The following is a 14,726-nucleotide window of genomic DNA, read 5'->3' as shown; positions in this document are numbered from 1 at the left end:
CACGACGCCCCGAGTCACCGACCTTTCCGCGGCTTGGGATTGCGGTAGTGTTTCGGCGACACGCCGGTTCGCGGTGCTGGTCTCCGACCAGGAGCGCCTGCCGGCGACACGCTGGACAGCGGTCGATGCGGTTCCAACAATCAGAACAATGGCACGAATGCACACACGCCGCCGCGGGTCGTCCGATTCGGACAAGCCCGTGGCAGACGAGCCGCCGGAGTGGAGTGACGTCGACGAAGACGCCATCGAAGAGCGCGTCGTCGAACTAGCAGAGCAGGGGCACAACCCGAGCGTCATCGGGCTGAAGCTCCGCGACGAGGGCGTCCAGGGGACGCCCGTGCCGAACGTCAAACTGGCGACCGGCAAGAAGATCACCGAGATCCTCGAGGAGAACGACGCGGATTCGGACCTCCCCGAGGACCTCCGCAACCTGATGGAGCGGGCCGTCCGCCTGCGCGAGCACATGGACGAGAACCCCGGTGACCACCAGAACAAGCGCGCGCTCCAGAACACGGAGTCGAAGATTCGCCGCCTCGTCGATTACTACCGCGGCGACGAAGTCGACGCCGACTTCACCTACTCGTACGACACCGCGAAAGAGATTCTCGAATAGATGTCCACAGCCGACCGTCCCGCCGGGTCAGCCGCCACCGCGAGCGACGTCGCCGCCGCCTGCCGCGACGCCGACTTCGTTCGCCTCGTCGCCGCCGCAGACGGCGACGCGCTGGCAGCGACCGGTGTCCTCGCCCGTGCGCTCGACGCCACGGACCGGCCGTTTCAGGCCAGCGTCGTCGAGCCAGCGGCCGACACCGCCCGCGAGACGGAGGCCGACGTCACCATCACCATCGGACTGGCTCCCGCGGCCGGCGACTGCGCGCTCCCGCACGGACAGCAGCCAGTGAGCGAACTGGCCAACGCTGCCGCGAGCGAACTCGCCGGGAACGGCGATCCAGTGCTCGCACTGGCCGGCGCGACGACCGCCCCAGCGACGCCGAGCGGCGACCTCTTCGAGGGGGCTGCCGCTGCCGGTGCCGCACGGCGACCGGGCGTCGCAGTGCCGACCGACGACGTTGCCGACGGCCTGGTACACAGCACGCTCGTCCACGCACCGTTCTCCGGTGACGCGGATAGGGCGCGCGAGATGCTCAGCGCGGTGGGCGCTTCCGACGCAACCGACGACGTGGACGAGGAGACCCACCGACGCATCGCGTCGCTGGTCGCCGTCCACACCGTCAAACCCGAAGCCGCCACCGCGCGGGGAGCCGAGCTGGTCGAGCGGGCGCTCCGCCCCCACGCCATCGACGGTCCGTTCGCGACGGTCGAAGGGTACGGCGACGTACTCGACGCCATCGCTCGCGAGCAGCCGGGAACGGGCGTCGCGCTCGCACTCGGCCACGACGCCCGGGAGTCGGCACTCGCCGCCTGGCGAACGCACGGCGAACGCGCCCATCGCGCGCTCCGGTCGGCGACGACACACCGCTACGACGGGCTGTTCGTCGCCCGTGGCGACACCGACGACCTCGACGTCTCGGACGGTTCCGAGGTGCCAGTCGGGACGATCGCGCGACTCCTCGGTGACTTCCGGTCACCGGAACCGGTCGCGCTGTTCGTCACCGACGGCTGCGCAGCCGTCACGGCGACCGACGACCGGGACGTCACGGCGACGATGGAGCAGGCCGCTGCGACCGTCGACGGCCACGCGGCCGCGACGAGTCACGGGGCACAGGCCAGGTTCGACGCCGACACCGCGGCGTTCATCACGGCGTTCAGGGAGGCACTATGACGCGCCGCGCGACGATTACGACGACGCACGGCGACGACGAGCGGGCCGCGCGCGTCGCAGCCGCCCTGCGCCCGGACAACACCGACGAGATGGAGACGACGGCCGACGGCGAGACGGTTCGGACGACGATCGAGCGCGAGGGGACAGGCGGTCTCCACGCGACGGTCGACGACTACGTGGTCAACCTACGGATCGCAGATCAACTGACAGATACGACACAATCATGAGTGAACGATCAGTTTCACGACGGAAACAGGGCAAGCAGTGGTACGACGTACTCGCACCCGAGATGTTCGAGCGCGAGGAACTCGGATCCACGCCCGCAGAGGAATCGGAGCAGGTCCTCGGACGGACCATCGAAACGACGCTGGGCGAACTGCAGAACGACGCCAGCGAGAACAACAAGAAGCTCAAGTTCCAGGTCAACGAGGTCGCCGGCAAGTCCGCCTACACCGAGTTCTCGAAGTACGAACTCACGCGCGACTACACCCGGAGCCTGGTTCGACGCGGCTCCTCGAAGATCGAGGCGTTCATCACCGTCCTCACGACGGACGACTACCGCCTGCAGATCCAGCCGGTCGCCTTCACCACGAAGTCCGCCGACGAGAGCCAGGAGAAGGCCATCCGACGCGAGATGATCGACATCGTCGAGGAGAGCGCCAGCGACCGCACCTTCAAGGACCTCATCGACAGCGTCATCACCGGCCGCCTCTCCAGCGCCATCTACAACGAGGCAAAGCAGATCTACCCGGTGCGCCGCGTCGAGATCCAGAAGGCCACCCTCGAGGCACACCCCGAAGAGGTCGCCGCCGAGGAGGAGACCTCCGTCGACCTCGACGAGGAAGAGACCGCTGTCGACCTCGACGAAGCGGAGGAAGCAGCCGAAGACGAAGCAGCTGACGAGGACGCGGCCGCAGAAGCCGACGACGAAGAAGCCGAAGCCGACGAAGAGTAACTCGTCGCTGCTTTCTATTCGGTCGCGGTCACAGTACGCTCGTTCTTTTGCGGCGTCGAGACGGTTTCACGACCACCCGTGGGTGTGCGCGTCGCGTCGTCGGTCACCTCGATGGTGCCGATCATCCCGTTTTGCTCGTGGGGGATACAGAAGTACTTGTACGTCCCGGGGACCGTGAACGTGTGTTCGTAGGCCTCCCCGGTCTCGATTGCGCCCTGCAGTCCCGACGTCCAGCCGTCACGAGCGGCGTCGAGCGTCGCGAAGTCTCCCGAGGCGAAGAAGTCGGCCTCGTCTGGAATCCCGCTCTCGTAGGCGGTCACGGTGTGGGAATGCGAGCTCGTGTTCTTCCAGACGACGGTCGTGCCGGGAGCGACGGCGTACTCGCCCGGCAGAAACCGGGACGACGACATGCCGACGTCGTGATCGCCGCTGGATTGCCCGCCGGCGCCCAAACAGCCCGCGAGTGCGACGGTACTGCCGCCGACCGTCGCGAGGAAGGCCCGTCTGTCCATGGTCGATTGTCAGGACTCGACGGTCAAATGTCGCGCGGTTTCGACCGGATGGGCGGACTTTTCACCCAGGCCCCCCATCGACGGAGTATGGGATCGGACACGTTCGGCTACGGATCGATCGCGCTCGCCGTCGTTCTGGTGGCGGTCGCGGCCGTCCAGTTGCGCCACGAGATTCCCCCGCTCGCCGCGCTCGGCGTCGTCACGGGCGTCGTGCTCGCTGCCGTCGGGGCCGTGACGCTCGCGGGACGAGGCTACGGCTTCGACGCCGACCGGGACCGGCCGCTGCTCGGACTGGTGACGGTGTTCGGGACCGTCGCCGGCTTCGGACTCATCGTGACGAGCGTCATGCTCCTGCTCGGGTGAGGTGACGACGCCGTGACGGGACCGTATCGAACCGACTAAGACGGCGGTGGGCGGACCGGGACGTATGCAGCCGCGGTTCGTCGGCCGGCTGGGACCGGCAGACGCGATGACCGTCGCAAACGCAGCGCTCGGCTTTGCGGCCGCCGTCGCCGCGACGATCGACCCCAGCCTCGGCGCGCGCCTGATCCTCCTGGCAGCCGGAACCGACGGCCTCGACGGCGTCATCGCCGAGAAGTACGGCGGCACGCCGGTGGGCGAGTTCATCGATTCGCTGGCCGACGTGGCCTCCTTCTGCGTCGCGCCCGCCGTCTTCGTCTTCAGCGTCGCCAGCCAGGAGTGGGGACTGACGCTGACGACCGCTGATCCGCCGCTCGCACTCGCTGCGTCCTTCCTGATTCCGGCGCTGTTCGTCGGTGCCGGCGTCGTCCGGCTCGGAATGTACACGGCCTACGACATCGGGAGCGACTCGACCGAGGGCGTCCAGACCACGCTCGCTGCGACCATCCTCGCTGTCGTCTACCTGGCCGGCTTCCAGCAGGCGGCCCTGCTGGTCGCACTCACCGCGGCCTTCACCTACCTGATGGTCACGACGATCACGTACCCGGACCTCAAGGTGAGTCACGTCATGGGCATGGCGATCATTCAGCTGGGCGCGATCGTCGCGCCGACGGCGTTCAACCGCCTGTTCCCGCGCGCGCTGCTGTTCATGGCCGTGCTCTACCTCATCGGGCCGTGGTTCTACCGACGCTACCTCGTCTAACCCGTTTCCCGCTCGGATACCCTCACTTCGCTGCCACTACTCGCGACGGAACAGGGAAGTCGGGAGCCGAGACCGACCGAGCGTTCGATACAGCTCCGAAACGTATTCCCTGGGGCTGAGAACCGATACCAACTGTCATAGGCAGTCTGACCAGTTCTACGGATGGTGAAGACCGTGGAAGAACCAACCTGCGCTGCCGTCGGTCGAACCGACCGCCAGCGACTGGTCCGACCGATCCGGTTGCTCGCTGCCGCCGGGATCTGGGTTGGTCTGGTCATCCTCGCGCTCCTCAACGCGATATGCCGGGAGCCGGTACTCGCCCTCAGATCAGCTCAAACCGGGGTGAGTTTCCCTCTCACGCGAACTCCCGGATTCACCGAAGCATCTTAGTGCCTCACCAACCAACCAAAAATCCGATATGTTGAAGGTTATCGAAGACGCTGCGCGCACCATCGCAGACAATCACGACGTCACCATCCGCTTCATCGACGAATTAGAGGATTCCACGATGGTCGCGTTCACGACTGATTCTGACGAGCGAGACTCCGTCGAAGAAGGCGAACAGTTGCAAGTAATCCGGGTCCACACTGACAACGGAAGAGCAGTAGTCCACGACGCGGTCGGGTCCGGTGACGGTCAGTGGGACATCGAAGGTGAGAGTCACTTCCTCAATTATCACGACGGTCTCTCTGCAGCCGCGCAGAAAATTGCAACCAATTAGTAAGTGGACGAACACAGACACCAACTCCGCTTCGACGAATACGGTGCTATATGCAGTCGGCCCTCTCCATCTGATAGACCATTGCCACTAACTCTGCTCCTGCTACTCAGCACGGTGTCGTGACGACCAGCGAGTTGACGGAGCGATCGAGAGTCTCGATCGGGGACGCACGAGCATCCGCCGAGCGTCGCGAGGCGGTTCCCTCGGCGCGAAGCCAGTTGCTTCGCGCCGAGCAGTTTTAGTCCAGGTTTTACGAGGGGGGTTCCCGCAGGCCCGAACGGGCCGAGGAAACCCCCCGAAGTAAAAAGTGGAATGGAAACGCCTTTTGTGGGGACTCTCGCAGGTTTAGGTATGTTCATCGGGGACGACGACGAGCCGGACTGGCAACCCGTCGTCGAGGACCTCAGCGCGCGACTCGACGACGTTCTGGAGACGGTCGAGGACGGCGTCGAGACGAAGGAAGAGATCGTCGCTGCCGAGGAGGAACTCGACGACATCGAGAGCACGCTCGACGCGTCGGACGTTCCTGCCGACGCCGAGGAGCGCGAGACGCTCGAATCCTGGATCGAGGAGCTTCGCGACCGACTCCCGCCGGCGTGGCAACCGGCGGCAGAGTCGTTCGAGGGCCGCCTCGACGAGATCGAGACCGAGATCGACGCCGTCGAGACCACCGAGGAGATCAACGCTCTCCAGGCGGACCTCGCCGACGTCGAATCTGACGTCGAGGACTCGGACATCCCGGCCGACGCCGAGGAACGCGAGGAACTCGAGAGCCGGGTCGCGGACCTCGACAGCGAGATGCCCGAGGAGTACCACCCGACCGTCTGGGACCTCGAGGCCGAACTCGACGAGATCGAGGCAGAACTCGACGACGCGGAACTGGAGTCGGAACTCGACGAGATCGAGACCGAACTCGACGCCGTGGAGGACGAGGTCGAGGCCTCCGAAGTGCCTGAAGAGGCGGACGCACAGGAGGACCTGCTCGGCCGCATCGACGACCTCCGGAGCGCCGTCGAGGACGAGCGCGGCCCGTACAGCGAGGACGTCCAGGACGAGATCGAGGCGGCAGAAGGGACGCTGACCGACGGCGACTGGACGCCGGAGGGCGCCGACGACGCCGCCGTCGCCGTCGAGGAGTTCCTCGATCTCGCCGGCAGCCAGTTCGTGGACACGTTCGAGCCGGACAGCGACAGTCCAGACGACCTGGCTGCGGCACTGTCCAACGTCCGCGGAATCGTGGACGAAACGGACCTGGACCCGGACGACGACAAGGGGACAATCGAAACGCTGCTCGAGAGTGCCGAGACGCTCACCGACGACCTCGACGCCGCCGAGCAGTGGACCGATCTCTCGGTCAGAGAGCAACTCGAACGGAAAGGGTTCTACGAGCCGCTCGAATCCGAGAACCGCAAGGACTTCCCGGCCGAGTGGAACGCGATCATGCTCCACGAGAAAGCCTACAAGGAGGGCGACACCGACGCCATCGAGATGATCCTGCTCGGGCTGGAGACGTTCGATTCGGACTACATGGAGGAGAACATCCTCGACACGCTGCGCCGGATCGCGCCGCCGGAAGCCCTCGACGCGCTGGAACCGCTGGCCACCAAGCGTAACAAGGACGCCATCGAGATCATGGGCAAGATCGGCGACGAGGCCGCACTGGAGACGATCGCCGACTACGTCGAGGGTGGAGACGTGGCGCTCCGGAAGACCACGCTCCGCGCGCTCGGCGCCATCGGCAGCGAGGAATCCACGCAGTCGGTCGCCGATCAACTCGTCGACGACAACCCCGAAGTCCGCAGCACCGCGGCCCGAGCGCTCGGCCTCATCGGCGACACCCGCGCGATCGAGCCGCTGGCGGACGTGCTCGCCGACGACGACGCCGACGAGGTTCGCGCGAGTGCCGCGTGGGCACTCAACCAGATCGGCACGCAGCGCGCACGTGACGCCGTCGCGTCGTACACCGACGACACGGCGTACATCGTCCAGGTCGAAGCCGAGAAGGCAACGACCGAGTCCGCGGCCTAGAAAGCCAACCGTTTTTCGCGTCCGGTGTCGAAACCCCGGACATGACACCTGCGCCCGACGCCGACCCAGCAGTCGACCGGCGTGCTGACTACGACTACGCCGGTGGCGACGTCGCCCGATCGGGCTTGGTCAGGGACCTCGACAAACGCGTCGAGGGCGAGGTACGCTTCGACGAGTACTCCCGGGAGCTGTACGCCACCGACGCCAGCATCTACGAGGTGACGCCCATCGGCGTCGTGTTCCCCACCTCGACGGCAGACGTGGCAGCCGTCGTCGAGTACTGCGCGCTGCGGGAGATTCCAGTGTTGCCTCGGGGCGGCGGGACGAGCCTGGCCGGCCAGACGGTCAACCGGGCCGTCGTCCTCGACACCAGCCGCCACATGACCGACCTGCTGGCCGTCGATCCCGACGAGCGCCAGGCGCGCGCCCAGCCCGGAATCACGCTCGGCCACCTCAACGGAGCGCTGGCCGACCACGATCTGAAGTTCGCGCCGGACCCCGCGTGGGGCGACAAGAGCGTCCTCGGAGGCGCCATCGGGAACAACTCGACCGGCGCACACTCGCTGAAGTACGGGAAGACCGACGCCTACGTCGACGAACTGGAGGTCGTCCTCGCCGACGGGACCGTGACCAGGTTCGAGGAGCTGTCGGTGGCGGAACTCGGCGAGCGGGCCGATCCCGACGGCGACCTCGAGGCCCGCATCTACGCCGAGGTCCAGCGCGTCATCGACGACGAAGGCGACACTATCGAAGCCGCCTATCCCGACCTCAAACGGAACGTCTCCGGATACAATCTCGACTGGGTCGTCGACCGCGCACGCGAGGACGGCGTCGTCGACATGCCGGGACTGATCGCCGGCAGCGAGGGGACGCTCGCGATCGTGACCGAAGCCGTGGTCTCGCTGGAGCCGATTCCCGAAACGAAGGCGATGGGACTGCTTCGATACGAGACGCTGCTCGACGCGATGGAGGACGTGGGAGCGATCCTGGAGCACGACCCCGCGGCCGTCGAGGTACTGGACGACGTCCTGCTGGATCTCTCCCGCGAGACCGAGGAGTTCGGCACCCTCGTCGACGAGATGGTGCCCGAAGGGACCGGTGCGGTGTTGCTCGTGGAGTTCTACGCCGACGACGACGAAGACGGCCGTCAGCAGGTCGCGGACCTGCTGGCGGATCGGGCACCGGGAACCGACACCCAGGCGACGCCGACCGACGGCGGCGTGGCGACCGGCGAGCCAGCCCGTGCGGTGTCGGCCGACGAAGCCCACGACGCCGCCGAGCGCGAGCAGTTCTGGAAACTCCGGAAGTCCGGACTGCCGATCCTTCTGGGTCGGACGACGGACGCGAAACACATCGCCTTCGTCGAGGACACCGCGATCCCGCCCGAACACCTCCCCGAGTTCGTCGCGGACTTCGAAGACGTGCTTGACGATCACGACACCTACGCGAGCTTCTACGCACACGCGGGGCCGGGCGTCCTCCACATTCGACCGCTCGTCAACACCAAAACGGACCCGGGCGTCGAGACGATGGAAGCCATCGCCGACGCGGCGACGGACCTCGTCGTCGAGTACGACGGCAGCGTCTCCGGCGAACACGGTGACGGTCGCGCGCGTACGCAGTGGAACCACAAACTGTACGGCGACGACGTCTGGGAGACGTTCAAGGACCTCAAGTCGGCGTTCGATCCGAGCTGGCTGCTCAACCCCGGCCAGGTCGTCTTCCGCGACGACGACCCGACGGACATGACGGCCGATCTCAGATTCTCGCCGGAGTACGAGTTCGATCCCGGGTTCGAACCGACGCTCGAGTGGGACACCGAGAACGGCTTCGAGGGGATGGCGGAGCTGTGTCACGGCTGTGGCGGCTGCCGCGGCCACCAGGACACGACCGGCGGCGTCATGTGTCCGACGTTCCGTGCAGCCAACGAGGAATCGCTCTCGACGCGCGGTCGCGCGAACATGCTCCGGCAAGCCATGGCCGGTGACCTCCCGGACGGCGAACAGTTCGACGACGAGTTCGTGACCGAGATCCTCGACCTCTGTATCGGCTGCAAGGGCTGTGCGAAAGACTGCCCGAGCGAAGTCGACATGGCGAAGCTGAAAGCCGAGCTTACGCACGCGTACCACCAGCGCGAAGGGGCGAGCAGCCGGGACAAACTGTTCGCAAACGTCGACCGCCTCTCCGCGCTGGGCAGTCGCCTGGCACCGCTCTCGAACTGGCTGCCGAAACTCCCGGGGATGCGAACCGTCATGGAGAAGACGCTCGGTATCGCGCGCGAGCGGTCGCTCCCGACGTTCCGACGGTCGACGTTCGTCGACTGGTTCGAGGCCCACGACCCCGCCGTCCCGGCGACCGAGGCCGACCACCGCGCACTGTTGCTCCCGGACACCTACACGAACTACAGCCGGCCGGAAGCGGGAAAAGCGGCCGTTCGAGTCCTCGAAGCAGCAGGCGTCCACGTCGACGTTCCGACGAGCGTCAGCGACAGCGGCCGTGCGGCCTTCTCGAAGGGATTCCTCGAGGCGGCTCGCGAGACGGCCGCAGCGAACGTCGAGACGCTGGCGCCGAAGGTCGCGGACGGCTGGGACGTGGTCGCCGTCGAGCCGTCCGACGCCGTGATGTACCAGTCCGACTACCTGGATCTGCTCGATTCGGACGACGCGGACAGCGTCGCCGCGAACAGTTACGGCGTCCTGGAGTACGTCGACGCCCACCGGCTCGACGACGCCATCGCCTTCGACGCGCCGGACGAACAGCTGACCTATCACGGTCACTGCCACCAGAAAGCGCTGACGAAGGACCACCACGCGGTCGGCGTGCTCCGCCGCGCGGGCTACGCCGTCGACCCCCTGGATTCGGGCTGCTGCGGGATGGCAGGGTCGTTCGGCTACGAAACTGAACACTACTCGATGAGTCGAGCGATCGGTTCGATCCTGTTCGACCAGGTCGACGCGAGTTCGGGCGACGTCGTCGTCGCCCCCGGGGCGTCCTGCCGGACGCAACTCGGCGACAAACCCGACGCTGACGCGGAGCCACCGCATCCGGTCGAGAAAGTCGCCGACGCGCTCGCCCGGTAGATTCCGGGGGTCCGTCCCGACGTGCGTCCGTGCGTTCCAGTTGCTCAGGCTTAGTTCACCCTATGCAACGTATAACGAAGCGCTGAGCGGTGGACAGCCCCAGCATGGCTAATCGCGACGTGGACGAACTCGAAGCGGAACTCTCGAAGAAACAGCGGCTCATCAACGCCTGGATGGCGGTCGGCCCGGAGGGGAAAACGACGGACGTCAGCGATCTGACCGACTCGTCGCGAGGGTACGCCTCGGACCTCCGACGGGCACTCGAAGGCGAAGACGAAGACGAGATCGACATCGACGAGATCAGGGACGCCTACCACCCGGAACTCGTCGAGAAGTATCGCAACGAGTTAGGAACGGACGCCATCGACGGCGAATGGGAGTTCATCGACAGGCTCCGACGACGGCCGGAAGCCGAGCAGCCATCGACCGAAACGCCGGAACCGACCGGACGAACGCCACCGCAACCGGAGCCCCAGGCACCGAGCGAGACGCAGGCTACAGGGGGTCGAGACCCGCGCCAACCCACAGGTGCCGGACCGGAGGGGAGCCCCTCACCGCCAGGACGCGCCGCGACACCGCCCACCACCCAGCCCAGTCAGCAACCGTACGGACGGCCGGCACAGCAACCGACGCCACAACGCGGGCCACCGCAACAACCCGGCGCCCCCACGGCCGCCACCGGCCAACCGACTGCGCGATCTGGGCAGCCCCCAACCCAGCAGGGGCAACCAGCCCCCGGCGGACAACCGGGTCAGCCACAGCAGCCCACGACGCAACCGAACGTCCAGCAGTTGTACGATCGACTGCAGGAGTTCGACAACTCGCTCACCGTCCAACAACAGAAAGCGCAGGCCGAGATCAACTCGGTTCCACCGCAATCAGCCGCTCAGTCGATTGCGATCTCGAAGTACAACCTGATCGTCGAGATCCGGCAGTCACTGCAAGAGCTACGAAACAGCCTGACTGCGGGGCCGTAGCCGCTCGTCGTCGATTGCGCCGTCCGTTCCAGGCGACCCGCACCCGACAGCATTCTATATCGCGGACGAAGGTTTATGACCAGAAACGGGACCACTCGCCCGTGTGGTGTCGAAAACCGCTGCACTCACGGCGTTCGCTCTCCTCACTGTGCTCGCGATCGCCGGTGTCACCCCGGCCAGCGCTCACCCCGCCGACGGCAACCGAACAGTTCGCATCGCCGGCGTCTACCCGAATCCCGTCGCCGACGGCGACGCCGGCGAATTCGTCGTTCTCCAGGTCGACGAGCCCACATCGCTGCGGAACTGGTCGCTCGATGACGGCGAGCGTCGCGTCCAGTTGCCAGACGTCACCGTGCAAAATCACACGGTTCTCTCGATGGCGCCGAACCGCACCCGGAACCTCACGTCACGTCGAGTCGTCCACCTCACACCCGGCCTGCAGCTCGCGAACAGCGGCGAACGACTGACGCTCGAACGGGGATCGACCCAGGTCGATTCGGTCAGATACACCGATGCACCGGAAGGTGAACGGGGACGTGCGACCGCTCGGGGTCTCCAGTGGCAGTCCGTCGGTGCGACGAATTTCCCCGTCGTCTCGGGGTCAGGCGGCCAGGTTCGTGCGTTCGTGCTCCCGGACGGGAGCGACGTTCCCGCCGAGACGATCGGGACTGCCGACGACCGAATCCGCTTGGCGGGGTACACGTTGACCGCCCAGCGAATCGTCGACCGGCTCTCGAACGCCGCAAACCGTGGCGTCGACGTGCAGGTGCTCGTCGATAGCAGTCCAGTCGGTGGACTCACCCGGCGCGAAGCGACCGCGCTCGACCGACTCGTCGCCGAGGGCGTCACCGTCACCGTCCTCGGCGGGGACCGAGCCCGCTACGAGTTTCACCACGCCAAGTACGCCGTCGTCGACGACAGGGCCCTGGTGACGACGGAAAACTGGAAGGCCGCCGGAACCGGCGGCCACGCCAGCCGGGGGTGGGGCGTCGTCGTCTCGGACCCCCGTGTCGTCACCGGTCTGGCAGAGACGTTCCGCGCTGACGCGACCTGGCGGGACGCACTCCCCTGGCCGGACTACCGCCAGGGACGAACCTTCGAGCCCCCCCAGGCTCCGCCTGCAAACCAGACGTACCCGAGTCGGTTCGATTCGCGACGAGTGACCGCCGAGCGGATCGAACTGCTTCGCGCACCGGACAACGCCGAGCGGCGGCTCGTCGCACTCATCGACAACGCCTCCGAATCCGTGCGGGTCGAGCAGATGTCGATCGGAGGTCGCCGCCAGCCGTTTCTGCAGGCCGCACTTCGGGCCGCGAGACGTGGGGTTCGCGTCCGAATCCTGCTCAGCAGCGCCTGGTACGTCGCCGAAGACAATCGACGCCTGATCCAGTGGCTCAACGACCGGGCGGCTCAGGAGAACATCCCGCTGAAGGCACGAATGGCGGCACCCAGGGGACGCTTCGAGAAAATCCACGCCAAGGGCGTCGTGATCGACGACGAGCAGGTCCTCGTTGGATCGCTGAACTGGAACAATCACTCCGCGCGCCAGAACCGGGAAGTGATGCTCCTGTTAGAGGGGGCAGACGTCGCGGAATACTACGCAGCGGTGTTCGACGCGGACTGGCAAGGCGGCGACTGGACCCTTCCGCTCGGGCTGATCGGCACCCTCGTGGTCGGGCTATTCGTCGCCGTGCTACTCGGCCGCCGCATCCAGTTCGAGGCTGGCGACGATGCGAGGGCAGGTCTCGGATCGGGAAGAGAGGTGTAAGGACCCGGGAAACGGCAAGTTCGGGCCTACAGAGAGTTATTCGTCGCTGTCTGAGAGGATGTGCCACCCAGCGACGCCGAAGCCGGCAAGCGTCGAGAGGACGCCGAAACCGGGGCCGTCCTCGTCGGTGGTCGCCGTCTCCGTCACGACAGTGGCCGGCTGATCGTCTGCGGGCGAACTCGCCGTCGACGCCGTGACCGTATCAGTCGACGAAGACGAATCGGAGTCCGTCTGTTGGGTCGTCGTTCGGGGAGCAGTCGTCGGTTCTGTGGTCGATTCGTGAGCGGGCGTCGTCTGTGTCGTCGTCGACGGCGGCGACGAGGTCGTCGTGCTCGGGGTTGGCGACGACGTCGACCTCGTGCCGGACAGGGCGTACACCGTTCCGCCCGGTTGCGGTCGTGGGTCCCGCGTCACGAAGAGAACGGTTCCGTCGACGACCGCGGGCGACTGTTTGACCGGCCACTTCGTCTCGAAGTGCCACCGCTCGGAGCCATCATCGACGGCCAGCGCGAAGAGCCCCTCGGCGGTGCCGACGTAGACAGTGTCACCGACGACGATCGGACTGGTTCCGGTGATCTCGGCGGTGTACCGCCACCGCTCGCTCCCGTCGGTTGCCGACAAGGCCGACAGTCGCTCGGAATTTTGGACGTAGACAGTGTCGTCCGTGACGACCGGGGCGGTTCCGGCGCTGGTGACAGTCCTCCAGCGTTCCGTCCCGTCACTGGCTGCCACTGCGTACACCAGGCTCGCGCTGGTCTCGAAGTAGACGGTGTCGCCCCGTACGACGACCGTCGAGACTTCCTTCCCGTCTGGCTCGAACGTCCACTGCTGAGAACCATCGCTGGCCGAGAACGCAAACACCGCCTCATCGTCCTTACTGGGGTGAGTCTCCGGGTCTCGAACGCCGACGGTGTAGACCGTTCCGTCCCCGACCGAAACAGAGGAGAACCGCCCATCGGTCCGCCATCGACCCAGTCCGTCTTCGGTTGCCGTCGCGACGAGGCCGTTGGCTGTCCGGTACGCAACGTCGTCCACGATCGCAGTGGCGCCGTCTGCACGTTGCCACTGTTCGCTACCGTCGGCCGCAGACAGAGCGTGCAACGTCGGATTCTCGGGATCGTTCCCGGACGCCATCTGGACGTAGACGGTTCCATCGAACGCCGACAGAACGCTGACCGACTCGGCGTCGAATTCGACCCACCAGCGCTCGGTTCCGTCAGCCATCGCGTTCGCGCTGACCGCCCCGTCCGCCGTTTCCCGAATCCAGTTCCCGTTCACGATCACCGGCTGGAACGCTCGCCACGACTCGACGTCGAGCGTCCACGCGACCGCCACCTCCCCTTCTGGGCCCGTGTTCTTCGGGGCATAGCCGGAGTGACCCGCGTCGTATCGTGGCCTGGGCCACGACTCGGCGTCGGCCTGCTGGGCACGTGTCCCCTGTATCGCCCGACCGGCGATACCGAAAACACCCACACACCCCATCGACCGCAGCACTGTTCGCCTGGAGGGCTGCATCGCATCCATATTTACACTATACTAACTATTGTAAATTAACAGTTTGGGCCGTCTGTCCACTAGGGCGGATCGCAGGTGTTCCACCGGCCAGGCCGGATGTCTGCTGACGTACCGTCTATGAATCGCATGCCGCTATAACAAATACAGGGGTCGAGTGGTGAGACTACAGTAGGTTTAGCGGCCGTGTACTGCGTGGTCGCGAACGAATCAGCGATCAGAAACAGGGTCGGAACAGCCCACCGACGTTTTCCGGACCGAAGAGAG

13 protein-coding genes are annotated in these 14,726 nt (G+C 66.2%); 11 read left to right on the top strand and 2 right to left on the bottom strand.

Annotated features, from left to right (window positions below):
• Positions 1-148: 148 nt before the first annotated feature.
• The 4 genes from ACFR9U_RS09855 to ACFR9U_RS09840 are packed head-to-tail and all read left to right on the top strand — an operon-like array spanning position 149 to position 2,738.
• Positions 149-613, top strand: coding sequence for a 30S ribosomal protein S15 (locus ACFR9U_RS09855; protein ID WP_247374076.1), 465 nt, complete (start codon positions 149-151; stop codon positions 611-613).
• Positions 614-1,783 (top strand): hypothetical protein, encoded by a 1,170-nt coding sequence (locus tag ACFR9U_RS09850; protein WP_379814230.1) that lies wholly within the window; start codon positions 614-616, stop codon positions 1,781-1,783.
• Positions 1,780-2,010: a KEOPS complex subunit Pcc1 gene (locus ACFR9U_RS09845; RefSeq protein ID WP_247374082.1), complete on the top strand. Its 231-nt coding sequence runs from the start codon at positions 1,780-1,782 to the stop codon at positions 2,008-2,010. The genes ACFR9U_RS09850 and ACFR9U_RS09845 overlap by 4 nt, the downstream gene beginning before the upstream one ends.
• Positions 2,007-2,738, top strand: a complete 732-nt coding sequence (locus ACFR9U_RS09840) for a 30S ribosomal protein S3ae (RefSeq protein ID WP_345893341.1) — start codon at positions 2,007-2,009, stop codon at positions 2,736-2,738. The genes ACFR9U_RS09845 and ACFR9U_RS09840 overlap by 4 nt, the downstream gene beginning before the upstream one ends.
• Before the next feature lie 14 nt (positions 2,739-2,752).
• On the opposite strand, the gene ACFR9U_RS09835 is transcribed toward ACFR9U_RS09840, so the two are convergent.
• Positions 2,753-3,250, bottom strand: a complete 498-nt coding sequence (locus ACFR9U_RS09835) for a cupredoxin domain-containing protein (RefSeq protein ID WP_247374084.1) — start codon at positions 3,248-3,250, stop codon at positions 2,753-2,755.
• Between the two features lie 87 nt (positions 3,251-3,337).
• Between ACFR9U_RS09835 and ACFR9U_RS09830 the strand changes: the two genes are divergently transcribed.
• From ACFR9U_RS09830 to ACFR9U_RS09800, 7 genes are all read left to right on the top strand, one after another.
• Positions 3,338-3,613 (top strand): hypothetical protein, encoded by a 276-nt coding sequence (locus ACFR9U_RS09830; RefSeq protein ID WP_247374086.1) that lies wholly within the window; start codon positions 3,338-3,340, stop codon positions 3,611-3,613.
• 64 nt (positions 3,614-3,677) lie between these two features.
• A complete protein-coding gene (locus ACFR9U_RS09825; protein ID WP_247374098.1) occupies positions 3,678-4,373 on the top strand; it encodes a protein sorting system archaetidylserine synthase in 696 nt (231 codons plus the stop codon).
• 418 nt (positions 4,374-4,791) lie between these two features.
• Positions 4,792-5,094 (top strand): hypothetical protein, encoded by a 303-nt coding sequence (locus ACFR9U_RS09820; RefSeq protein WP_247374100.1) that lies wholly within the window; start codon positions 4,792-4,794, stop codon positions 5,092-5,094.
• A gap of 351 nt (positions 5,095-5,445) precedes the next feature.
• On the top strand, positions 5,446-7,122 hold the full coding sequence (locus ACFR9U_RS09815; RefSeq protein WP_247374102.1) for a HEAT repeat domain-containing protein: 1,677 nt from the start codon (positions 5,446-5,448) through the stop codon (positions 7,120-7,122).
• A gap of 41 nt (positions 7,123-7,163) precedes the next feature.
• Positions 7,164-10,202 carry an FAD-binding and (Fe-S)-binding domain-containing protein gene (locus ACFR9U_RS09810; protein WP_247374116.1) on the top strand — a complete coding sequence of 1,013 codons (3,039 nt, stop codon included), beginning with the start codon at positions 7,164-7,166 and terminating at the stop codon, positions 10,200-10,202.
• A 104-nt stretch (positions 10,203-10,306) separates the two neighbouring features.
• Entirely contained in the window at positions 10,307-11,179 is an 873-nt protein-coding gene (locus ACFR9U_RS09805; RefSeq protein WP_247374118.1) for a hypothetical protein, read from the top strand.
• A 103-nt stretch (positions 11,180-11,282) separates the two neighbouring features.
• Positions 11,283-12,947: a phospholipase D-like domain-containing protein gene (locus ACFR9U_RS09800; protein ID WP_247374120.1), complete on the top strand. Its 1,665-nt coding sequence runs from the start codon at positions 11,283-11,285 to the stop codon at positions 12,945-12,947.
• Positions 12,948-12,983: 36 nt separating this feature from the next.
• Here ACFR9U_RS09800 and ACFR9U_RS09795 read toward each other — a convergent pair whose 3' ends face one another.
• Positions 12,984-14,471: an outer membrane protein assembly factor BamB family protein gene (locus ACFR9U_RS09795; RefSeq protein ID WP_247374122.1), complete on the bottom strand. Its 1,488-nt coding sequence runs from the start codon at positions 14,469-14,471 to the stop codon at positions 12,984-12,986.
• Positions 14,472-14,726 lie beyond the last annotated feature (255 nt).

Origin of the sequence: Halorientalis brevis (assembly GCF_042678165.1) — an archaeon.
In the GTDB taxonomy this organism is placed as follows: Archaea; Halobacteriota; Halobacteria; order Halobacteriales; family Haloarculaceae; genus Halorientalis; species Halorientalis brevis.
The sequence above is the reverse complement of the archived record's forward strand: the minus strand, read 5'-3'. Positions and strand labels throughout refer to the sequence as shown.

Coding starts and splice junctions, on each gene's coding strand:
- ACFR9U_RS09855 (WP_247374076.1), top strand. CDS start 149: ATGGCACGAATGCACACACGCCGCCGCGGGTCGTCCGATTCGGACAAG.
- ACFR9U_RS09820 (WP_247374100.1), top strand. CDS start 4,792: ATGTTGAAGGTTATCGAAGACGCTGCGCGCACCATCGCAGACAATCAC.
- ACFR9U_RS09825 (WP_247374098.1), top strand. CDS start 3,678: ATGCAGCCGCGGTTCGTCGGCCGGCTGGGACCGGCAGACGCGATGACC.
- ACFR9U_RS09795 (WP_247374122.1), bottom strand. CDS start 14,471: ATGGATGCGATGCAGCCCTCCAGGCGAACAGTGCTGCGGTCGATGGGG.
- ACFR9U_RS09805 (WP_247374118.1), top strand. CDS start 10,307: ATGGCTAATCGCGACGTGGACGAACTCGAAGCGGAACTCTCGAAGAAA.
- ACFR9U_RS09815 (WP_247374102.1), top strand. CDS start 5,446: ATGTTCATCGGGGACGACGACGAGCCGGACTGGCAACCCGTCGTCGAG.
- ACFR9U_RS09835 (WP_247374084.1), bottom strand. CDS start 3,250: ATGGACAGACGGGCCTTCCTCGCGACGGTCGGCGGCAGTACCGTCGCA.
- ACFR9U_RS09850 (WP_379814230.1), top strand. CDS start 614: ATGTCCACAGCCGACCGTCCCGCCGGGTCAGCCGCCACCGCGAGCGAC.
- ACFR9U_RS09830 (WP_247374086.1), top strand. CDS start 3,338: ATGGGATCGGACACGTTCGGCTACGGATCGATCGCGCTCGCCGTCGTT.
- ACFR9U_RS09845 (WP_247374082.1), top strand. CDS start 1,780: ATGACGCGCCGCGCGACGATTACGACGACGCACGGCGACGACGAGCGG.
- ACFR9U_RS09810 (WP_247374116.1), top strand. CDS start 7,164: ATGACACCTGCGCCCGACGCCGACCCAGCAGTCGACCGGCGTGCTGAC.
- ACFR9U_RS09840 (WP_345893341.1), top strand. CDS start 2,007: ATGAGTGAACGATCAGTTTCACGACGGAAACAGGGCAAGCAGTGGTAC.